Raw genomic sequence first — 19,212 nt, forward strand, 5'->3', positions numbered from 1 at the left:
GATTTCAAATTTTGATAAATCTGAAATCTCAAATCTGAAATTAAAACCAAGGTGGTATTTCTTCTGTATTTATATAAACAACGATCGCTTGAGGCTTGTTATTAGTATCTGCTTTTGAGAGCGCTTCTGCAAATACCAGCCGCATTTCCGCCTGAGTGCGAACCTCATAAGCATCTGCTCCGAGTCCTTCGGCAAACTTAACGAGATCGGGTTTTCCCAGCTGATAGTAATTTTTCCAGACTGACGGCTCTGGAAAATACTGATTCATGGCTTGACTAATCATATTCAAGTCATTGTCATAAAGGATTACCCAAACGACACCAACATTGTACTGGGCAGCGGTCGATATTTCATTCCCCTGCATCATAAAGCCGCCGTCGCCAGTAATGGCTACGCAAACCTGATTTGGCGAGCCTATTTTACCGCCGATCGCACCAGCAGTGCCGAATCCCATTGGCCCGATCGTAGAGGAAACGTGAAATTGGACTGGTGGATCGAGTTCCAAGTAGTGCCATGCCCAGTGGGTAGAGTTACCGCTATCGATAAAGATATGACCTCCTTGACGCAGCTTTTCGTTATCGTTGATACACTTCATCAAAGCTTGCGGTAGGATAGGTGCAGCTTCAGAATTGCGCTTTTGCGGTTCGAGGAACGGTGAGTGAGTTTCCCGGATCTGTTCGATCGATGCCCGACGCTCTGCTACAGTTGGTTCGTCTGCTTGAGTGCGATCGCTTAGCTCAAACAGATTGTCAATTACGGTGCCGATTTCTGCGACAATTCCTAGTTGGACGGGGAAGAAGCGAGCGATCGCGCTTTGATCTAGATCCACCTGAATCAAAGCACCCTTGGGAATCAACAGTTCTTTGCCTGCTTGAGGAGGAATTGTACTGTATCTACCCAGACTAGATCCCATCACCATCAGGGCGTCGTAATGAGAACTCTCCAGATAGTATTTAGGCCAATTGCAGCCAGCAACGCCGTAATTTCGGAATGACAACCAGTGACTTTCTGGAAAAATGGCCTTAGCATCGGGAGTTGTCATCACTGGAATGGCAAACTTTTCCACAAATGACTTGAATTTTTCCAGTTTCTGGCGATCGCGAAGTACTTGGCGACATCCGTTCCCCAATAAAATTAGTGGCTGTTTGGCATGAGTGAGATAATCAAATGCCTGTTGCACTTGATGAGGACTTGAGGATTGGGGAATTGCGCGATAATATTCTGGCTTAGTGGGAAATGCCATCGCCTCAGATAGGTAACTGCCAGCGAGTTTGTCCGACAAACCGATACAAGTAGTACGAGATGGAATAGCCAGTGCATTTCGCAATGCTTGAGTCAAAATTGGTTGGAAAGTTTTGGGACTGTGGATGCGATCGCTGTACTGACAGATATTGCGGTAGACAGCATTAATATTCTCGCTAATCTCAACTTCATCTAAGATGTGGCTGTTGCTATAATTTTCTACTGACGGCTCTACACTAATGACCAACAAAGCGGATTTGTCGTGTTGAGCGTTGAGAATTCCAGTTGAAGCATTGGGCAAACCGGCATCACAAGCAACCAATACCACCCCCAGTTTACCTGTCACCCGAAAATAGCCATCTGCCATGAAAGCTGCCCCAGTTTCCTGACGGCAGATAACGTAGTCAAATTTGTCGTTTTGGTTCTTTAATTCGTTCAACAAGTGCTTCATAGCCGTACTGGGAATGCCAAATAATTTAGTGACACCCTCCAGTTCAAGGTATTTTAAGAGGATCTGAACCAGGGTAATATTGCGATCTTTTTCACCCAGTTCAGATGGCAGAGTTATGTAATAGGAAGTTTGCTCTTGTTCCACAAATATTTACCTATTAACAAACGCCATAAGTAACACCTATTTGTTTAAGCCATTTGCGGTAAGTAACCGAAGATCGATCGCTCGGAACGTGCAAATCGGCTGGCCATTTGTTGTCTGTGGGAGGGATGAGCGGCATTCGTTTTGGTTGTAGGCGTTCTGCCATCCAAACATCTTCTTGTTGCACTTGCTGGTTAAACACCAACCATTGTGGGAGCATAGCCTTATCCATGTTCGTGGCTGTAAAACTCCACTGCACGCTCTTCTCCTCTTCAACTGGCGTTATTGCTGTCAAGAATGCGAACCGCCCTTTGTACGGCCCTTGAGTAATTTCTATGTAACTGTATAACCTCAACGGATGAGGAATCTTCATGGATGAAGTGGATGTATAGGTAACTCGCTTGCCTTGGCTATCTGCATCCGGAAAGTGTCTTTCGCAGACAGTAATTCCATCGGTCGTCATTTCCACTTGAAAATCTTCGTGGACTTGCGGATTGCATTCAGTTTGGTTGTGGAGATAACGGAAATGAGTAAAATCTATACCAATTTCCACCAAGCGAAAACCACTAGCATTACCGTGTATAGGTTCGCTCAGGATCTGAAGACAATTGGGTTCGTCCCACTCTGGGAAGGGAGGCACATCGGCAGAGGGAGTCCCCAAGCATACCCACACGGCACCATAGCGTTCCCGACAATGGTAGGTTTTAATCTGCGCTCCCGCAGGAGGCTCTAAGGCTGGATGAGGGGGAATCAGGACGCATTTACCTGTTGGATCGTATTCCCAGCCGTGATACACACAAGCCAGAGTGCGATCGCATACTTTTCCCAAGGATAAAGGGGCACCTCGGTGGGGGCAACGGTCTTGCCATGCTTGTACTGGCGCTTGCGGGTCTAATGGACGCCATAGCACCAGGTCTTCTCCTAATAGGCGTGTAGTGAGAATTTTCCCTGGTGGACAATCTTCTACCTTGGCGACTGCGTGCCAGTCATTGAGTAAAATCGGATCGGCTGCGATCATAATTGAGTCGGAAAGTTTTTCAATAAAATACAGACTTGGTTGAAAATTTTGAGAGATCGCTTACGGAAATTAACATACGCCAAAAGTGACGCCTTTATCCTTGAGCCATTTGCGGTAAATCACGGTACAGCGATCGCTCGGAACGTGCAAATTCGCTGGCCATTGGGAGTCTGTGGCCAATCCCAGCGGCAGACGTGCGGGTCGTTGAGAATTGACAATCCGAATATCTTCCCATAGCAGCCGTTCGTGCATCTTTCCCCACTGGGGCACTAAGCTACTGTCTAGATCGATCGCCGCACAAGTCCACAGCAGACACTTTTCCTCCTCAACAGGTGTGATTGCTGCCAGCCAAGCAGTTCGACCGGGCGACGGCCCTTGTTTAGTTTCCGTAAAAACGGATACAGTCAACAGAGAAGAAACCTTCGTCAAGCTAGTTGCTACCTCGATCGTCTGCTTACCCTCGCTGTCCATCTGAAACATTCTTTCGGGGATACTAATTCCCTCGGTTGTGACTACCACCTCATAGTCTTCTATTTGGGGGTTAGATGGACCGAGACTGTGCCTATGGACGAAAGGGACATGGGCTATATCTACAAAACTCTCCATCAACCGAAATCCACTCGCATTGCACTTTAACGGACCGCACCAGAACTTAGCGCAATTGGGATCGTCCCAAATTGGGAAGGAAGGTACATCACCATTGGGACTGCCCAGGCATACCCACACCCAACCGTAGCGTTCCTGACACTGGTATGTTTTGATTTGGGCTTTCTCTGGCGGCTCTTGGTTTGGGTGCGCCGGAATATACTTGCATTTACCTGCTGTATCGTATTCCCAGCCATGATAGGCACAAATTAAAGTGCGATCGCACACTTCTCCCAAGGACAGACTAGCACCTCGGTGAGGGCAGTAATCTTGCCACACTTGGATCGGAGAATTAGGTCCTTCCGGACGCCATAGAATCAAGTCTTCTCCTAACAAGCGTGCAGTGAAAATTTTACCGGGTGAGCAGTCTTCTACCTTGGCTACGACGTGCCAGTCGTTGAATAAGATTGGGTCTTCGATCATAAATTACAGAGAGCGCCTAATTTGGCTAACAAAGGTGCTTTGGGAATCTCTATGCAAAAGTTAATACATCAACATTTTCTCCGCCGGTGTCCTACTCCCCGCTGCCAAAGATCGGCATCCTCAAAACTAAAGAACCGTTTTAATCTTTGATTGAGACAGAGTAGTTACCTACTTGCGGAAAACTAAAATATACATTACTTCATTCTCATATATCTTGAACTCTGACTGAGCAATTAGGCTCCACGGCAACTCAAAAAGCGCTCGTTCCATCTCCTTGTAGTAATCCGATCGCATTGTCGCCACAAATAACCCTCCTGGCTTCAAAAAACGGAACAGATTTTGTAAGACCCCAACACCAGCGTGGGCATAGGCAAACATACCCGCCGCGATAATGGCATCGAAAGTCTCCAAGGAGTCAAAAGCCTGGGGATCTTCTAAATTACATTGGTGCAGAACCTTATAAACCTGTTTGTTTCTAGCAGAAGCCAGCATCTCCTCTGAAAGATCCGCAGCTACTATATTGGTATATCCCCGTTTGGCTAGAGCCTCGCCCACGAGCCCCGTTCCCGCGCCAGCATCGAGGATGAAAGCCTCCTTGACGGGCAGCACTTTTTCGAGAGTAAGTGCGGCATTCTCAGTCATAAATCGCCAATGCTTTTCCACATCAGCTTCGTAGGCGCTAGCCCAGATGTCGTATTTAAGCCGGAGTTCTTCTGTATTGGAAGTATCGCAGATCCAAGACAGCCAGTTGGTTACTTTTTGGCATTTGTAAAACCACCATTCTACTTTACCAGAGTCGATCGCTTCCCAGATCTTCCGATCCAAATAGCTCTGTTCGGATCGATCGAGTTGTTGCATCTGGGACAAGACTTTGCCGTTTTGTTTGACTATTTCGCTCAAGTCTTCTGCTTCTAACACCAAAAAGCTTAGCTGCGCGAGTTTTTCCCTCCAGTCATCGGGACTCCAAGTTGATGTAAGTTCCTCTTGCCGATCGACTTGTGTGGCAACTACTTCGCTGAGAGCCGATCCTGGGGTTACCATTTCATCAAACATAAAAGTACCGCGTTCCTGAAGAACGCGGTGAATTTCACCTAAAGCTAGTTCGGTTTCCGGAATTTTGGCGAGAGTTCCTTGGCAAAGAACGTGGGTGAACCATCCGTCTGGGAAAGGCAGGCTTGTTGCTTCTGCCTGGTGGAAAGAAAGACGCAGTGAAGGGTGGTTCTGAGCTTGTGCGATCGCGTTGGCGATGCAGACTTCACTCATATCTACTCCTACAACTTCACATCCTGTTTGCTGGGCTAACCAGATCGCAGTTTTGCCCTTACCGCAGCGGACAATGAGAAGGCGAGAGGAGGCTGTAAGATCGCTACTGGATATCGTATCATTTTTCGTTCTCCCCCAGATTTTCTGAAAGTCCTGATTGCTGACATCAGACAAGTTGCCGAAATAGCCCCAAGCAAGACTTTGATATACCTCTTCCAATTCCTCTTTTTGATAAGCCGTAAAAACTGTAACATTGGGCAGATTTGATAAAGTATCTAGATGAAAGTCCATTTTTACACTCTGCGTAAAATGTAGGCGATCGCTAGATCTTACCCCATTATCCTAAAGCCTTTCTCACTCCTAAATTGTTAAGTATATTTACACTTTATTAAGAAATTGCTTGATGATTAAATTAATCGATCTGGAAAGATAGTGTGTTACCCGACAGAATTATAGTTTTGGGCAGAATAACTTTTTTAAGTAACTCATAGTTACTGGAGGTAAGAAGGAAGTTGACACAGTGGTAATTTTCTGATAAATTGACGTAAACGCAGAAATCAAGGCGAAAAATTGTGTAGTTTGTCAACTACATTCGATTTTAAGCCGATCGGTCTGTAAAAAAAGTAAATAACTTGACGAAGTTTCGTTAAATGGGTTGAAATATAATGCCTAAACAATTTTGTGTAGCGATATGTAATTAAAGGAAAAAATAGCGGTGTACCAATTCCAGGAGTCGCTTCCCAAACAGCCTCTACCGCAGCTAGAACATACTTGCTCCCACTATCTCGATGCAGTCAGCCCGCTGTTAAGCGAGACAGAACTAGCTTGCACAAAGGCGGCAGTGAAAAAATTTCAACAAGAAGAAGGACAAAAGCTCCAAAAACAGTTGGAGACGATCGCCAGTTCAACTAGCACTAGCTATATAGATGAATTTTTAGATGAACGCTTTTTAGAAGCGAGATTGCCATTGGTGAGGAAGACAAACATCGCACAAGTGTTGTCTTCCTTCATAGGAAGCGAGGAACTATCTCCTACTCCCGTTGCCGCCATCCTAATTTTTAACCTACTAAAGTTCTACCTTAAAATTAAAACTCGTTCTCTGGAACCAGATCGGGATATATTCCAAATAGGGCGTCCTGCCCTATGTATGGTTCAGTATGACAACTTATTCGGTACATCGCGGATTCCAGGCATCAAGCGAGATAGTCTGGTACGCACTCAAAACTCAGAGCATATAATAGTAATCCGACGCGATCGCTTTTACTGCTTAAATCTAATTAAAGGAGAGCAACTACCAACGATCGAACAGATCGAACAACAACTCAACTGGATAATTGAAAACACACCCGACTACGACTGTGCGGTGGGGACATTAACAACCTTACCTCGCACTCAATGGGCTGTTCTGCGTTCCTATATTACATCTATTAGTCCGGCAAACGCTCGCTCTCTAGCCTTATTGGACAGCGCTTTATTTGTTGTATGTTTGGACGAAACAACACCCAGCAATTTAAAAACAAGCCTTGAAAATGCCTTTTACGGTGATGGGCAGAATCGCTGGTTTGACAAGCCCGTACAAATAATTGTCACTGCTAACTGCCAGGCAGCAATCAACATCGAACACAGCGGATTTGACGGTTATACAGTAATGCGTATGACTGACGAAATCAGCCAGAAACCTCACCAAGAAGCGCCCACACTTACGGCTTTTGAAAAATGGGAATCTCCCATCCAATTAGAGTGGAAGTTAAGCCCAGGAATCAGGGAGGAAATCGAACTAGCAAAAAAAAATATTGCGAATTTAAAGACACAACATCATTTGCAAGTACTGGAATTTCAAGAATTCGGTGCTGACTTCCTGCGGCAGCATACCCTGAATGTTGATGCGATAGTTCAACTATCGATTCAGTTAGCTTATGCTCGGTTGTATGGTAAGATTATGTGTGTCACAGAATCGGTACACACCAGAAATTTTCAATACGGAAGATTCGAGGATATCCGTACAGTAACTAGCGAATCGGTTGAGCTAATCCGGGTTTTTTCCCAGGCTAGTGCAAAAGAGGCGCGATACTCAGCTCTAAATGCAGCAATAGTTGCCCATATGCGACGATTATTTAACTGTAAAAAGGGACTGAATGTTGATTTGCACCTGCTCGCGCTTTATAGTCTCGGTCGTTATCAGGATATGGTTCCGGAAATGTTCCTGGATAAAGCCTACAGTCAAGTCTTTACTCAACCAGTTATATGGACTAGCAGCTTGCCTGGTAATATGGGTATTGCTGGCTTTGTTTTCGTATCACCACCAGTGAATTACGGTTACGGAGTTAGCTACATAATCAACCCTGAGAAAATTACCTTGTGCGTTACCAGTCAATTTAGCCAACCGTCAGAATATACCAAACTTCTGAATCAATCACTTTCAGAACTGGGAGATTTACTCAAGACTTTTAAGTAGTAAATCTAAACTTGAAAGTCTCAAATATATTGGGTATTTTCAGAAAGCGATTTTAACTTAGATGTAAATTCGAGCAAATTTAGTTACAAAAAAGTATGTTAGAAGAACTGCTCCTAAAAAATGCCCAACAATATCCTTTAAAAACTGCTATTGTCTATGACAAATTGAGGATTAGTTACGAAGAGTTATACATTAAGGTTAGGGGTTTAAGTAAGGGTCTGGGAGCAATTGGCATCAGACAGGGTGATTGTATAGCATTGATTTTGCCTAATTGTCCGGAATTTGCGATCGCTTTTTATGCAACTGCTAAAATCAATGCGATCGCACTGCCGTTAAACCACCTTTTTAAAGAAGAAGAAATTAGTTACTACATCAGTGATAGCAAGCCTAAAGCCATTATTACCGATTTAAAACGGGTCGAGCTTTGTCGTAATATTATTGCCAAAATAGACCAAAATATAGAATTAATTATTGTAGATGGAATCGAGCCATCAACCAGATACTTTTATGATTTGATTGTCACAGAAGAAACTAAAAATTATGAAAACGCCACTTCTGAAAGTGGGAGCGTGCTTTATCAATATTCCTCTGGTTCAACAGGCAAACCTAAAAGAATTGGTAAAACCCAACATAACTTATATCACGAAGTAAAAAACTTCGCCGCAACTACTAACGTCAACTCAACAGATAATATTTTATGTATAGTACCATTGTATCACGCTCACGGTTTAGGAAATTGCCTGTTGGCTGCCATCTCCAATGGAGCAACTTTGGTAATATTAGAGCAAGTTTTGCAACAGGGAAATCCTGTTGAAGTACCATTTATTTTTAGGCGTCAAAGGATATTGGAACTGCTCCAAAGCGAGAAAGTGACAATTTTACCTGCTATTCCTTACATTTTTAATATTTTGGCAGATATAGCATCCGATCTCGAAGTCGGTTTATCTTCTTTAAGATTATGCTTTTCCGCTGGTAATTTTTTAAATAAAGAAATTTTTGACAAGTTCCTGACTCGGTTTAAAATTCCCATCAGACAACTCTATGGCTGTACAGAAGCTGGGTCGATTTCGATTAATTTAGATACAAACATGGAAAATACTTACGATTCAGTCGGTATTCCCATGAAAAATGTCCAGGTAAAGATACTTAGCGATGCAGAAGAAGAGCTTCCTGTTGGTAAAATTGGAGAAGTAGCCATCAAAAGTGAAGCACTTACCAGCGGCTACTATAATATGCCAGAACTAAATCAACAAGCATTTAAGGATGGGTGGTTTTTAACTGGCGACTTAGGCAAAAAAGATAACAACAGTCATCTTTATATTACTGGTAGAAAGAAGCTGTTGATCGATACAGGAGGTTATAAAGTCGATCCTTTGGAAATAGAAGCTATCTTGACAACTCATCCCTCGATCCAGGAAGCTGTAGTTGTAGGTGTGAAACAAGATGATATCGGAGAGATAATCAAAGCAGCAATCGTGACAAAAGAGGGAGCAAAAATTGAAGAAAAAGAAATTGTACTCTTCTGTAAAGAGCGGATGACAGAGTTTAAGATCCCGAAAATCATTGAATTTCGAGAAGAAATTCCTAAAAGTGCGTTAGGTAAAATTTTGAGAAAAGATTTAATTTAGTAAAAACAAGAGAGTAAAGTCATGAAGAGCGTCGAATTCATAAAAGCAGAAACCAAGAAAGTGCTATTAGAAATTTTACCCAATGTCAATCCAGAAACCCTATCAGATGAAAGTAATATTTTTAGTTTGGGATTGGGTTCGGTTGATGCAATGATGCTGGTTGACAAACTGGAAACCACTTTTGATATTAAATTTTTAAATAGTGAGATTAATTTCGATGTATTTCAAAATTTAGCAAGTCTAATCGAACTAATAGAGAAAAAATATTCTCATTCCCATTTTTCTGAAAATTAAAAATAGACTTAAGATTTATTTGTAGTCATCAATAAAAATCAAAAAACTCCCTCAACTTTGGCAATCATTGATTTATTCTATGTAATTAGAGGAGCCAAAATGTTATCAGATAATCCCTCTTTAAGTTTTCAACACATCCGGTTAAATAACCTAATTTTCTACCCATACATAGTTCGGGAAACGGTACTTAACCTTCATAAATACGAAATAAGACCAGACGATGTTTTTTTAGTAACCTATCCCAAAGCAGGAACCTTCTGGCTAGCAGAAATTGTTTATAACATTGCTAAACCAAAGCCCCCTAACGAACAAGTATCTCGTACTGAAACAATACCTCTGCTAGAATTTTACTCTTTAGACACACTAGAACTATACCCGTCACCACGTTATTTTAAAACCCATTTACCATACGAAATGATAGGGCATAATAGCCAACACAGAGGGAAGTATATTTATCTGGCCCGAAATCCAAGAGATGTGGCTGTTTCGTACTTTCATTTCCTGCGTAGTGGCGTAGAATTTGGCTGGGATGGTACTTGGGAAGAATTTTTCGGGTATTTTATTCAAGGAAATGTGCCTTTTGGCTCGTACTTCGATCATGTCTTACCTTGGTGGAACCACAGAAATGATGAAAATGTGCTGTTTATCAAGTATGAAGATATGAAGAAGGATTTGATAAACAATGTCAATCTAATTGCTGAATTCCTAAACTTCAATCTTTCTAGGGAAGAAGCAGAATGTGTAGCTCAAAAATCTTCTTTTAAAGCGATGAAGGCTAACCCAGAAACGAATATGGATCAATGGTCTGAGTCTTTTAAACCAGGTAGTTCGTTTATGCGTAAAGGGATTGTTGGCGACTGGGTAAACTATTTTTCAGAGGAGCAGATCGAGCAATTCAACCAATGGTACGCATCCTATATAGAAGGCACCGGTCTTGAGTTTGAATGGTTCTCGTAGAGATGAGAAGTCATCGGCTTCTAGAGCGCCAGTCCAGTAAAAGAGGTTGACAAAAACAACATAATGTGTTATAAGCTTTAGACCGAGGGCAGGGCGAAGCATTTGGACAGAAAATCTTGGGTTTTGTGCGGTAAATTGTCGCCCAAATGCGAAAGCCCCTACATAATACATATTTCGTTCTTTTTGTCAATTTATTCTAGTGGACTGGCGCTCTAGAAGAATTATTGCCATTCCAGAGAAGACCTGGCCGAGCAAAGCCCAGTCAACAGCTACCACAGCAAACCCTCAAAATTCCCTCAAACTTGAGGATTTTCGCGGCGCTCCCAGATGGGAGTGTTACCGTATTGCATACTTTTTTTTGCGAATTTGTATGTTATGCAACAAATTATTGCATTGTTAGCCATTATGCAATTTATCCTGTTATTGTATAAGAGTACACAAAACAGGGGAGGGAGTTGTGAGTCAAAGAGTCACCATTGCAGTTCCGGAATCACTGTTTGCCCGACTTCAGCCCGTCAAGCATCAATTTAATATTTCCGCTATTTGCCAGGAGGCCCTAGAGATGGCTATCACCTACGAAGAACTCAAAGTCCAAGTCACCGAACAAGACAATTTGGTGGAACGCCTTCAGACGGAAAAGAAAGTTCTCCTCAACAAAGTCCGCCAAGAAGGGTTTGAATTAGGCATTCGCTCCAGCGCCAAGTTATCTTACAAAGATTTCCGCCATTTTGAACGAGTTCAGTCTCTGGCGGTTGCCCTCGATGAAGATGTGCTGGACTACCTCTGGACTTTTCTGAATCTGAAAGACTATCCAGAACAAGCTCGTTTGAATGATGCCGATTTTACTTACTTACTGGAAGTCGATCCCCAAAGTCGGATTAGCTTTGCTCAAGGATGGATCGATGGAGTGTTATCCGTTTGGCAAACCATAAAGACTCAAGTAGAAAACCCTCAATAGTTCCATCCTCAACCCAGGCTTTGTCTTTTGAGCAATTGCCCAAGTACGATCGCAATAGACATCTCCGCCAAAAGAATCTCAAAGGGCAGGCAGGATGCCTACTCCACAAGAATTTTTGGAGATGTCTATTAGACATCTCCGCCAAAAGAATCTCAAAGGGCAGGCAGGATGCCTACCCCACAAGAATTTTTGGAGATGTCTAATGGAATTCATCGGGTAATACCGAGCAAGTAATCTAACAATTCTGCTGTACTCCTGCCAGTAGCCATATCTGTATAGTTATAGCCATTGCCACCACAGACAACTGCCCATTTAACCATCGTCAAATTTGGTGAGTGGGAGAGCTTTAGGATGAGGTCAGTTTCCACCTCTCCCCCTAGAGATCCCCCATAACCGCGCTCTATTTTTAAGTCACAGCCGCAGACAGTAATTATATTATAAATCCAAATATTTGCAGCGTTTTTACCCTCTATATTTGCGACTAACTGCTCATAGTGATATTCGTCGATATATAAATCGTAACTAGCGTTATGATTATGTAACCAACACGGAGAATTTGTGGCTGTGTAATGTTTAAATCCCGGCAGAGGTTGTTGCTTGACTTCTTCAGCTAGCTGTAGCCCTTCAGAGGGCTTGAAGGTAGCCAAAAATAAGTAATCTGGCCCAGCGCGATTAAGCTCAATTTCCCAGAACCAATTCAAAACCATCAGCAACATCCTTAATCTAATATCTTCTCTGAAAATTTCTTTTTACCACTACGCCAGATTATCGCGGGAAAGCGACTTGATAGAATACATCTGGCGTAGGGCTGGGTGAGAGCCTTTATCCCTGAGTTATACTATTAAGTTGCTTTCTGCTGACATTAATAGAGGTACGGCCCAATGGCGACAAAAGAGGAAATATTGCACAACTTCGATCCTAGCGGGATTGGTGTCGATAACGGTAATCTGTTGGGACTTCCGTTTGATTGCGAATCAGCCAATATTATTGTATTTGGCATTCCTTGGGAAGTTACTGTTTCCTATGGCTGCGGTACAGCGGCGGGGCCGCAAAGGGTGCTGTCAGCTTCTCGCCAACTAGATTTATATGACTTCGATTATCCTGATGGCTGGAAAGAGGGTATTTTTATGTATGAAATTCCCTCACATATTCAGCAAAAAAATGAAATTTTCAGACAAGATGCTGCCAAGATTATCGAACATATGGAACAAGGGGGGCTGGTGGAAGATAATCCAGACCTAGCTCAAGTTTTGGAAAATATCAACCAGGAATGTATTGCTGTCAATCAATGGCTGTTTGCACAAGCTACTGCTGCCATGAATCAGGGCAAACAAGTGGCTGTAATTGGTGGCGACCACAGCGTTCCGCTAGGATATTTTCAGGCATTGGCTCAACATTATCCTGAGTTTGGAATTCTGCATATTGATGCTCATGCCGATTTGAGAGAAGCATACGAGGGTTTTCAGTTTTCTCATGCTTCGATTATGTTTAACGTGCTACAATTGCCGCAAGTTTCTAAATTAGTTCAAGTTGGGATTCGCGATGTTTCTTTTGATGAAATAAATCTGATTGGGCAGTTGGAAGGGCGAGTTTCTGCTTATTACGATCGAATGCTCAAACAAAAACTTTATGCTGGAATTACCTGGTTAGAGCTTTGCAAACAAATTGTGGCAGAATTACCCCAGCAGGTCTATATCAGTTTTGATGTTGATGGACTCGACCCCAAACTGTGTCCGCATACGGGAACACCCGTACCTGGAGGTTTGGAACTGGAAGAAGCTTTTTGTTTGTTCCGGGAAGTGGTGGATAGCGGACGGCAGATTATTGGTTTTGATCTGTGCGAAGTTGGCGATGATGAGTGGGATGGCAATGTTGGGGCGAGAGCGGTTTATAAGTTGTGCAATCTGATGAGTTTATCGCGGCAAAAGCTGTTTAAGTGACGGAGAAAAGCGAAGAGGCACAAAGATGTGATGGTGGGTGACGGCACGGTTCGTTAATTATTAGTTTTTCCCAAAAGTTATCGCCCGCGCCTCACCCACCCTACTGGTTAGATAATATGTTAGATAATATGTTGCGATCGCTCTCACTATAAACATGGTTTTTGAACAAAAATAATATCGAATCGCAATTTTATATATTGTTTGTCTGTCAAAAGGGAGTCTGTGTCACAAGATGGAGGATTTCTCCTAACTGGGGATGCAGAAAGGAAAGTTCTCTGGCGTGCAAATGTAACCGATTTGCTATTGTACGACAACCATAGAGACGATCGCCCAAAATAGGCACGCCAAGTCCTCTCGGATCGGCAGCGTGAACTCTAATCTGATGAGTGCGTCCTGTGACGGGAACAAACTCTACGCGAGTGTAATTTCCTTCTCTTGCCATAACTCGGAAGTGAGTTATACTGGGTTTTCCGCGCTGTTCATCGACTTGCTGAGAAGGGCGATTTTGGGGATCTCCCCATAATGGCAATTCGATCGTACCTCGTTCAATCGTGACAGAACCTGAAAGTAGAGCTTCATAAACCTTGCTCACCTGTCTCTGCTGAAACTGCCGACTGAGTTGTACATAAGTTTGACGATTTCGAGCTAACAGAAGAATTCCAGATGTTTCCAGATCCAAACGATGCACGGCAAAGGTCTCCATACCATCCGGTAGCTGATGGCGCAAGCGACTGAGAACGCTATCAATGCGATCGCGATAACGCCCAGGTACAGAAAGCAGTCCGGCTGGTTTGTTGACAGCAATCAGCCATTCGTCTTCATAAATAATCGGTAGCGATCGCTCTATAAAACAGTTATGTGCGATCGCATCTTTGCCAGACAATCCTGATAGCAGAAACCCCATTAAAGGCTGACAGCGCTCCGCACAGGCTCCATAGAATTCTCCCGGAATTTTGTCACCATTAGGAGAAGGTGGCCCCCACCAAAACTCCGCCATTGCCAGGGGTTTTAAGTTGTGCGTCGCCGCATAGTGAAGCAGCTTTGGAGCGCAACAGTCGCCGGTGCCAGTGGGCATAGAGCCTCCCGGCATTAACTGCTGCAACGATCGCGATTTTCCGAAAAAATTGGTCAGAGAGTAGGCAGCGTGCATTTGAGCTTGTAGTTGACGCGACAACTCTTTGCGCTGTTGTTTCAGTTCGCGTATCCTGACATTAGCTTGTTCGATCGACTGTTGGAGTGGCTGCAATGCGTCATCCCGTTGACGTTTGAGTTGCCGTCGTTCAATACCATCTAATTGGCTTTGTCGATCGAGTTGTTCAACAGCAACAGTGAGCGCTTCTTTTGTGAGCGTTTCGCATAAAATTTGACGTTTTTCTTGTCGTTCCTGTTTGTTCGTGCGATGGCGAGAGTTCATTTGCAGCAAACGTTGTTCAAACTCGCGACAAAGATTTTCGTACTGCTGCCTTTCTGGAAGTTGTTTGAGGGCAATTAGTTCTTGCTTAATAGCCTCCAATTGTGCTAAAGTTAAAGACTCTTGCAAAACAACTTCATCTCTTCCTGGAATCGGCGGCACCCAGCCCTCAACCACACTCTGACCGCAAAGAAGTCCGGAAAAAGCTTTGAGGACTTTTTCTTCTCCAGAAGGCAGTTGAACCAGCAATACTCCATACATCTTGCCCTCACGAGAATAACGGTCATCGCTGGCAAGGAATCGCATCAAACCAAAAGCGATCGCTTCTACTTTTGCTGTGCGGGGAAGTCTCAACAAATCGCCGCTTTCAGGACATCGCCCTTCGTACCAATAATGAGAAGATAAATCGCCGAGAGCATTATTGCGATCGATAAAATCTGAAATTAAATGAATAATCGCCATATATTATTGTGTTTTTGTGCTAGACTCTGACAAAGTTAAAAAATTCCGACAATGCCGTAATAAATGCAAGCACTTGCACCAATAATGTAGACGAACCAGGTAAGAAAGAACCCAATAGCACGACCGGGCGAAGGCCCATAGGTTTTTATCAAGCCCCAAGCATGGGCGATACGACCAACTGTAAGCGCACCTCCAAGTAGCCACAAAAGCCAACTGGGTGCGTGCATTAACTCAAGTGCAAGTACGAACAACAATGCGTGGGGAACATATTCCGCAAAATTGCCATAAGCACGCACTTTCCGTTGCAAAATACCGTCATCGCTTGTTTTCGTCGGTACAGATTTTTGGGTTAAACTCTCTACAAAAGCTGCCCAGGCATTAGGGTTTTCCAAGTAATTTGGTTGTGTGGCAATATCTTCTTTTGATTCTCCATGCCAAACCCTAGTTTTCGTGCGTTCCATCACGACGATGTAGGAAAGTGCAAAAGCAATTAAGCCGTTGACTCCGATGAAGAGAGTGGAAATGGGGATAGGGATGGAGTTCATTTCGATTTTCCTCAGTTAACTGGAATACTTCGCGAAAGTTTACGATCTGTTCATCAAAAATTTAGTAGTAGGACAGAAATGTGTTAAGAAGTGCGATACAGTTTTAGATTGTGCGATCGCCATGCGTTCAAAAAACATTTTGAAACTGAAAATCCCCCACTAAAATCTTTGATTTGGTGGGGGAGAATATCAAGATTTGGGAGAGTATTCCAACGCTGCTCGATCCCAGTTGGCTGTATTGGCAGCTGCTTCGTATGTAGTTTGCAAGAAAGCAAGCAGCATAGCATCTGGGTCGTCAGCTTGTCGTACTGCTTCGTAGGGGAGGACAAATTCTCGCAACTGCGAACTGTAAAATGCCTCTTTTGGCTGCACGGGGTAATCTCGGAATCCTTCCGGTTGTGGGTAAGCGTAGGCGTAAAAAATAGGCTCGTCTACTGACCCACCACCCGGCCAAAAACCACAACTGCTGACCTCGTGAGAGTATGCGTCTCGCGTCACCCAATCTGCTAAATTCAGAACCCCACCTGGATGTTCTGGCGCACCCCGTCCGGAGAAGCGGGTGACGGCGAGGTCAAAGCTGCCCCAGAAATAATGTACGGGGCTGCATTTACCGATAAAACGAGCGCGAAATGCTGTCATCACCCGGTCTGCTTGCACCAAAATCCGCCAAAGTCGCTGTGCGTATTCCGCATCGTAGGCGGCGTGTTTCGTGTCTCGGTCAAAAGGAATTGGGTCTGCCACTTCCTGCGGCATATTCCAAATCTTCACTTCGATGTCCAATTCACTTAATGTACGCATCACGTCCTCGTAGAAATCTGCCACAGAACGCGGTGCGAGCGGAATAGTTTTGGTGATACCGTCGCTAGTCTCGAAAAGCAACTGGTGAGCGAGAAAATCAAAGCTGATTTCAAAGCTACGAGTTCCGTAGGGAATGGAAGCGGTTGTTAACCCACGGGGCGTTACGTACAAAGTGGAATTCCAACAGTGGTTAATTTTGGGAAAGAGCTTCAGCCGAATTTTGCCGACTATCTGAGTCCACATATGTAGCGTTTCATAGGTATCTTGCCATGCGGCAAGAGGCAAACTTGGCCAAGCGTTATCGGTAATGGAATCTACCATGATGTGAGCAAATGGGTAATACAGTAGAGAATGCTTTTATAGTAACCGATGGGATCTTCCGGATTTATGGGTAAAAATGTTCGTAAATGTTACAGTTGAGTGCGATCGGTGGGTGACGGCTCGCTGAAGCCACCCCAGCCCTAAAGGGACGGGGGTTCAAAATGCGATAAAACCTCCACTTGGCTCTCCCAAATTGGTACAACATCCAAGTTCTTAGTGTTGGCATTTTGAACTTTCGTTGCGACTCGCTGTAACTAAATTATCGATCGAAAGTGTTGAAATCATCGCCCGTGCCTAACCCACCCTACGATGAGATAGGTTTCTATTATCACCAGAAAAGCTGCATCCGATCGTTTTTATCGCCGATATTAAATGGGTTGGCAATGGAATTATGCCACTCATATTGTGTCCGATTGCATCGGTAGTGTAAGCTGATGCTCAAGATTATCTGTGGGAGATCGGGTGTTAAATTTTTACCGCAGATGAAGGCAGATAAACGCAGATAAACGCAGATAAGAGAGCATTTGTTATGCAACCGATGCTACCGGATATGATATCACGTAAGTATCAACTTACGAATTCGATCGGCCATTTGTTGACTGGGACTATCGGCTGTCACAATTTCAATTTGTTCGGCGCTGCCAGCACCCAGTCCTAATTCAACTGCTCTATTAAAACTCATATTGTTCAATTCGCTCTGTTTCTGCAATCGCATCTTTGACCCAATCTTGCATAGCTGGTAAAGACCAAATTGTGTTTGCATAAACTGAAGAAACGGGGTCTAATTCGACAGAGTAAGTAATAAAACGGGAAACAACGGGAGCAAACATGGCATCAGCGATCGTAAAATGACCGAAGAGAAAATCGCCGCCTGACTCGAACTTCTGCCGACAATCTTGCCAGATACTGACAATGCGTTGAATATCTTCTGCGACTCCCGGTTGTCTGCCTTTTCCAGGCAACCTGGCTCGACAGTTCATCGACATATGCTGGCGGAGATTGGCAAAACCTGCGTGCATTTCTTGAGAAACGGAACGAGCGATCGCTCTTGCTTGTCTATCGATTGGCCATAAATTGGCTTCTGGAAAACATTCGGCTAGATATTCGCAAATTGATAATGATTCCCACACACTCAGATCCTTGTGCAGCAAAGCTGGTACTTTTCCGTTTGGGGAATATCGCAAAATCTCTTGTTTAGCGGTCGGCGTATAAAGGGGAATGCGTATTTCCGTAAACTCAATGCCTAAGTGTTTGAGAACTAACCAAGGACGGAGCGACCAAGAAGAATAATTTTTGTTGCCAATTATTAAAGTAAACTCTGTCATTTTAACTTGACTTCAATTGTATTTATCGGAGTATAAATCAAGAGAGTATCGGTTTGATGAATTTGAGAGTCATGCGATCGCTCTCGCCAATACTCATATAGTACTGCTTGTCCTTTGTACCCAGGTTCAGGGTTGGTGGCAAAGACCAGACACCACCCGGATAGTCTTTGGTATCCTTGGGGTTAGCATTGACTTCTGACTTATCGGCAAACTGGAAACCGATCTTTTCCAGAGCGGCAATTACCGCATCCTCCGATATATAGCCGGTCAAGGCACTCTCTTCCCAACTCATACCAGGTTTGGCGCGATGTTCTACCACTCCCATAATGCCTCCTGGTTTGAGAGCCTTGTAAGCAGCCTGGAACACCTTTTCGGCAAAGCCGCCGCTGACCCAGTTGTGGATGTTGCGGAAAGTGAGAATCATATCGACGGAGTTGTCTGGGGCTAGGGTGATTTGCTGTGCGGGATTAACTACAACTACTTTGACGTTGCCGAAGATATCGGGATCTGCTGTCAGTTTATCTTGAAAAGCTTTACCTATAGAATTAAATTTCGGATCGAAGTTGGTGACGATCGGCTGACCTTTTCGGGCGAGAAATGGAGCGAGGATTTCAGTATACCAACCAGATCCCGGCCACAGTTCGACCACCGTCATATCCGGTGCAATTCCGAAAAATTCCAGAGTTTCGAGGGGGTGACGATCGCGATCGCGGAAGCGGTTGGCGTCAGAACGATGGCTGCTGGATAATATAGTTTGGAGGGGGATATCGATATCGACGACGGAGGCGTAAGCGTTCTCAGCAGTGAGAAACCAGGAAGCAGTTACGGTTGCAAACAACAGCCAAGTTAAGAGCAATACTTTGAGTAAGCCTTTTCGCCGCACTGTGGTAAGCCAATTGCGTTGAAATTTCATAGCCCCTTGGTTTCTAGACTTG

17 protein-coding genes are annotated in these 19,212 nt (G+C 43.9%); 6 read left to right on the forward strand and 11 right to left on the reverse strand.

The window, feature by feature from the left end; all coding sequences use genetic code 11:
- Positions 1-40: 40 nt before the first annotated feature.
- The 4 genes from H6G03_RS13310 to H6G03_RS13325 form a co-directional block, all read right to left on the reverse strand.
- A complete protein-coding gene (locus tag H6G03_RS13310) occupies positions 41-1,837 on the reverse strand; it encodes a thiamine pyrophosphate-dependent enzyme (RefSeq protein ID WP_190464861.1) in 1,797 nt (598 codons plus the stop codon).
- 13 nt (positions 1,838-1,850) lie between these two features.
- Positions 1,851-2,852: an aromatic ring-hydroxylating oxygenase subunit alpha gene (locus H6G03_RS13315; protein WP_190464862.1), complete on the reverse strand. Its 1,002-nt coding sequence runs from the start codon at positions 2,850-2,852 to the stop codon at positions 1,851-1,853.
- Positions 2,853-2,921: 69 nt separating this feature from the next.
- A complete protein-coding gene (locus H6G03_RS13320) occupies positions 2,922-3,920 on the reverse strand; it encodes an aromatic ring-hydroxylating oxygenase subunit alpha (RefSeq protein WP_190464863.1) in 999 nt (332 codons plus the stop codon).
- 168 nt (positions 3,921-4,088) lie between these two features.
- Positions 4,089-5,474 carry a methyltransferase domain-containing protein gene (locus H6G03_RS13325; protein ID WP_190464864.1) on the reverse strand — a complete coding sequence of 462 codons (1,386 nt, stop codon included), beginning with the start codon at positions 5,472-5,474 and terminating at the stop codon, positions 4,089-4,091.
- 424 nt (positions 5,475-5,898) lie between these two features.
- Between H6G03_RS13325 and H6G03_RS13330 the strand changes: the two genes are divergently transcribed.
- From H6G03_RS13330 to H6G03_RS13350, 5 genes are all read left to right on the forward strand, one after another.
- On the forward strand, positions 5,899-7,638 hold the full coding sequence (locus H6G03_RS13330; RefSeq protein ID WP_190464865.1) for a choline/carnitine O-acyltransferase: 1,740 nt from the start codon (positions 5,899-5,901) through the stop codon (positions 7,636-7,638).
- Positions 7,639-7,733: 95 nt separating this feature from the next.
- Positions 7,734-9,266 carry a class I adenylate-forming enzyme family protein gene (locus H6G03_RS13335; protein WP_190464866.1) on the forward strand — a complete coding sequence of 511 codons (1,533 nt, stop codon included), beginning with the start codon at positions 7,734-7,736 and terminating at the stop codon, positions 9,264-9,266.
- A gap of 21 nt (positions 9,267-9,287) precedes the next feature.
- Positions 9,288-9,560 carry an acyl carrier protein gene (locus H6G03_RS13340; protein WP_190464867.1) on the forward strand — a complete coding sequence of 91 codons (273 nt, stop codon included), beginning with the start codon at positions 9,288-9,290 and terminating at the stop codon, positions 9,558-9,560.
- A gap of 99 nt (positions 9,561-9,659) precedes the next feature.
- Entirely contained in the window at positions 9,660-10,517 is an 858-nt protein-coding gene (locus tag H6G03_RS13345; protein ID WP_190464868.1) for a sulfotransferase domain-containing protein, read from the forward strand.
- A gap of 457 nt (positions 10,518-10,974) precedes the next feature.
- Entirely contained in the window at positions 10,975-11,475 is a 501-nt protein-coding gene (locus H6G03_RS13350) for a hypothetical protein (RefSeq protein WP_190464869.1), read from the forward strand.
- A 209-nt stretch (positions 11,476-11,684) separates the two neighbouring features.
- Here the strand turns inward: H6G03_RS13350 and H6G03_RS13355 are convergent, their stop codons facing one another.
- Positions 11,685-12,182, reverse strand: coding sequence for a hypothetical protein (locus H6G03_RS13355; RefSeq protein ID WP_190464870.1), 498 nt, complete (start codon positions 12,180-12,182; stop codon positions 11,685-11,687).
- Positions 12,183-12,356: 174 nt separating this feature from the next.
- Between H6G03_RS13355 and H6G03_RS13360 the strand changes: the two genes are divergently transcribed.
- Positions 12,357-13,415, forward strand: a complete 1,059-nt coding sequence (locus H6G03_RS13360) for an agmatinase family protein (protein ID WP_190464871.1) — start codon at positions 12,357-12,359, stop codon at positions 13,413-13,415.
- A 208-nt stretch (positions 13,416-13,623) separates the two neighbouring features.
- Here the strand turns inward: H6G03_RS13360 and H6G03_RS13365 are convergent, their stop codons facing one another.
- The 6 genes from H6G03_RS13365 to H6G03_RS13385 all read right to left on the reverse strand — a co-directional run bounded on the left by H6G03_RS13365 (position 13,624) and on the right by H6G03_RS13385 (position 19,190).
- Positions 13,624-15,288 (reverse strand): RluA family pseudouridine synthase, encoded by a 1,665-nt coding sequence (locus H6G03_RS13365; protein WP_190464872.1) that lies wholly within the window; start codon positions 15,286-15,288, stop codon positions 13,624-13,626.
- A gap of 35 nt (positions 15,289-15,323) precedes the next feature.
- Complete coding sequence (locus tag H6G03_RS13370) at positions 15,324-15,833, reverse strand: MAPEG family protein (RefSeq protein ID WP_190464873.1); 510 nt, start codon at positions 15,831-15,833, stop codon at positions 15,324-15,326.
- Positions 15,834-16,022: 189 nt separating this feature from the next.
- Positions 16,023-16,952: a DUF5996 family protein gene (locus H6G03_RS13375; protein ID WP_190464874.1), complete on the reverse strand. Its 930-nt coding sequence runs from the start codon at positions 16,950-16,952 to the stop codon at positions 16,023-16,025.
- Positions 16,953-17,508: 556 nt separating this feature from the next.
- Positions 17,509-17,634, reverse strand: coding sequence for a hypothetical protein (locus tag H6G03_RS38805; RefSeq protein ID WP_255512227.1), 126 nt, complete (start codon positions 17,632-17,634; stop codon positions 17,509-17,511).
- Positions 17,624-18,277: a glutathione S-transferase family protein gene (locus H6G03_RS13380; protein WP_190464875.1), complete on the reverse strand. Its 654-nt coding sequence runs from the start codon at positions 18,275-18,277 to the stop codon at positions 17,624-17,626. The genes H6G03_RS38805 and H6G03_RS13380 overlap by 11 nt, the downstream gene beginning before the upstream one ends.
- A gap of 37 nt (positions 18,278-18,314) precedes the next feature.
- Complete coding sequence (locus H6G03_RS13385; RefSeq protein ID WP_190464876.1) at positions 18,315-19,190, reverse strand: class I SAM-dependent methyltransferase; 876 nt, start codon at positions 19,188-19,190, stop codon at positions 18,315-18,317.
- Between the last annotated feature and the right edge of the window lie 22 nt (positions 19,191-19,212).

Source organism: Aerosakkonema funiforme FACHB-1375 (assembly GCF_014696265.1).
Classification (GTDB): domain Bacteria; phylum Cyanobacteriota; class Cyanobacteriia; order Cyanobacteriales; family Aerosakkonemataceae; genus Aerosakkonema; species Aerosakkonema funiforme_A.

Bases quoted from the DNA above. Each gene is read 5' to 3' on its own strand.
- H6G03_RS13385 (WP_190464876.1), bottom strand. From the start codon at position 19,190: ATGAAATTTCAACGCAATTGGCTTACCACAGTGCGGCGAAAAGGCTTA.
- H6G03_RS13355 (WP_190464870.1), bottom strand. From the start codon at position 12,182: ATGGTTTTGAATTGGTTCTGGGAAATTGAGCTTAATCGCGCTGGGCCA.
- H6G03_RS13335 (WP_190464866.1), top strand. From the start codon at position 7,734: ATGTTAGAAGAACTGCTCCTAAAAAATGCCCAACAATATCCTTTAAAA.
- H6G03_RS13360 (WP_190464871.1), top strand. From the start codon at position 12,357: ATGGCGACAAAAGAGGAAATATTGCACAACTTCGATCCTAGCGGGATT.
- H6G03_RS13340 (WP_190464867.1), top strand. From the start codon at position 9,288: ATGAAGAGCGTCGAATTCATAAAAGCAGAAACCAAGAAAGTGCTATTA.
- H6G03_RS13315 (WP_190464862.1), bottom strand. From the start codon at position 2,852: ATGATCGCAGCCGATCCGATTTTACTCAATGACTGGCACGCAGTCGCC.
- H6G03_RS13365 (WP_190464872.1), bottom strand. From the start codon at position 15,288: ATGGCGATTATTCATTTAATTTCAGATTTTATCGATCGCAATAATGCT.
- H6G03_RS13320 (WP_190464863.1), bottom strand. From the start codon at position 3,920: ATGATCGAAGACCCAATCTTATTCAACGACTGGCACGTCGTAGCCAAG.
- H6G03_RS13325 (WP_190464864.1), bottom strand. From the start codon at position 5,474: ATGGACTTTCATCTAGATACTTTATCAAATCTGCCCAATGTTACAGTT.
- H6G03_RS13380 (WP_190464875.1), bottom strand. From the start codon at position 18,277: ATGACAGAGTTTACTTTAATAATTGGCAACAAAAATTATTCTTCTTGG.
- H6G03_RS13345 (WP_190464868.1), top strand. From the start codon at position 9,660: ATGTTATCAGATAATCCCTCTTTAAGTTTTCAACACATCCGGTTAAAT.
- H6G03_RS13375 (WP_190464874.1), bottom strand. From the start codon at position 16,952: ATGGTAGATTCCATTACCGATAACGCTTGGCCAAGTTTGCCTCTTGCC.
- H6G03_RS38805 (WP_255512227.1), bottom strand. From the start codon at position 17,634: ATGAGTTTTAATAGAGCAGTTGAATTAGGACTGGGTGCTGGCAGCGCC.
- H6G03_RS13370 (WP_190464873.1), bottom strand. From the start codon at position 15,833: ATGAACTCCATCCCTATCCCCATTTCCACTCTCTTCATCGGAGTCAAC.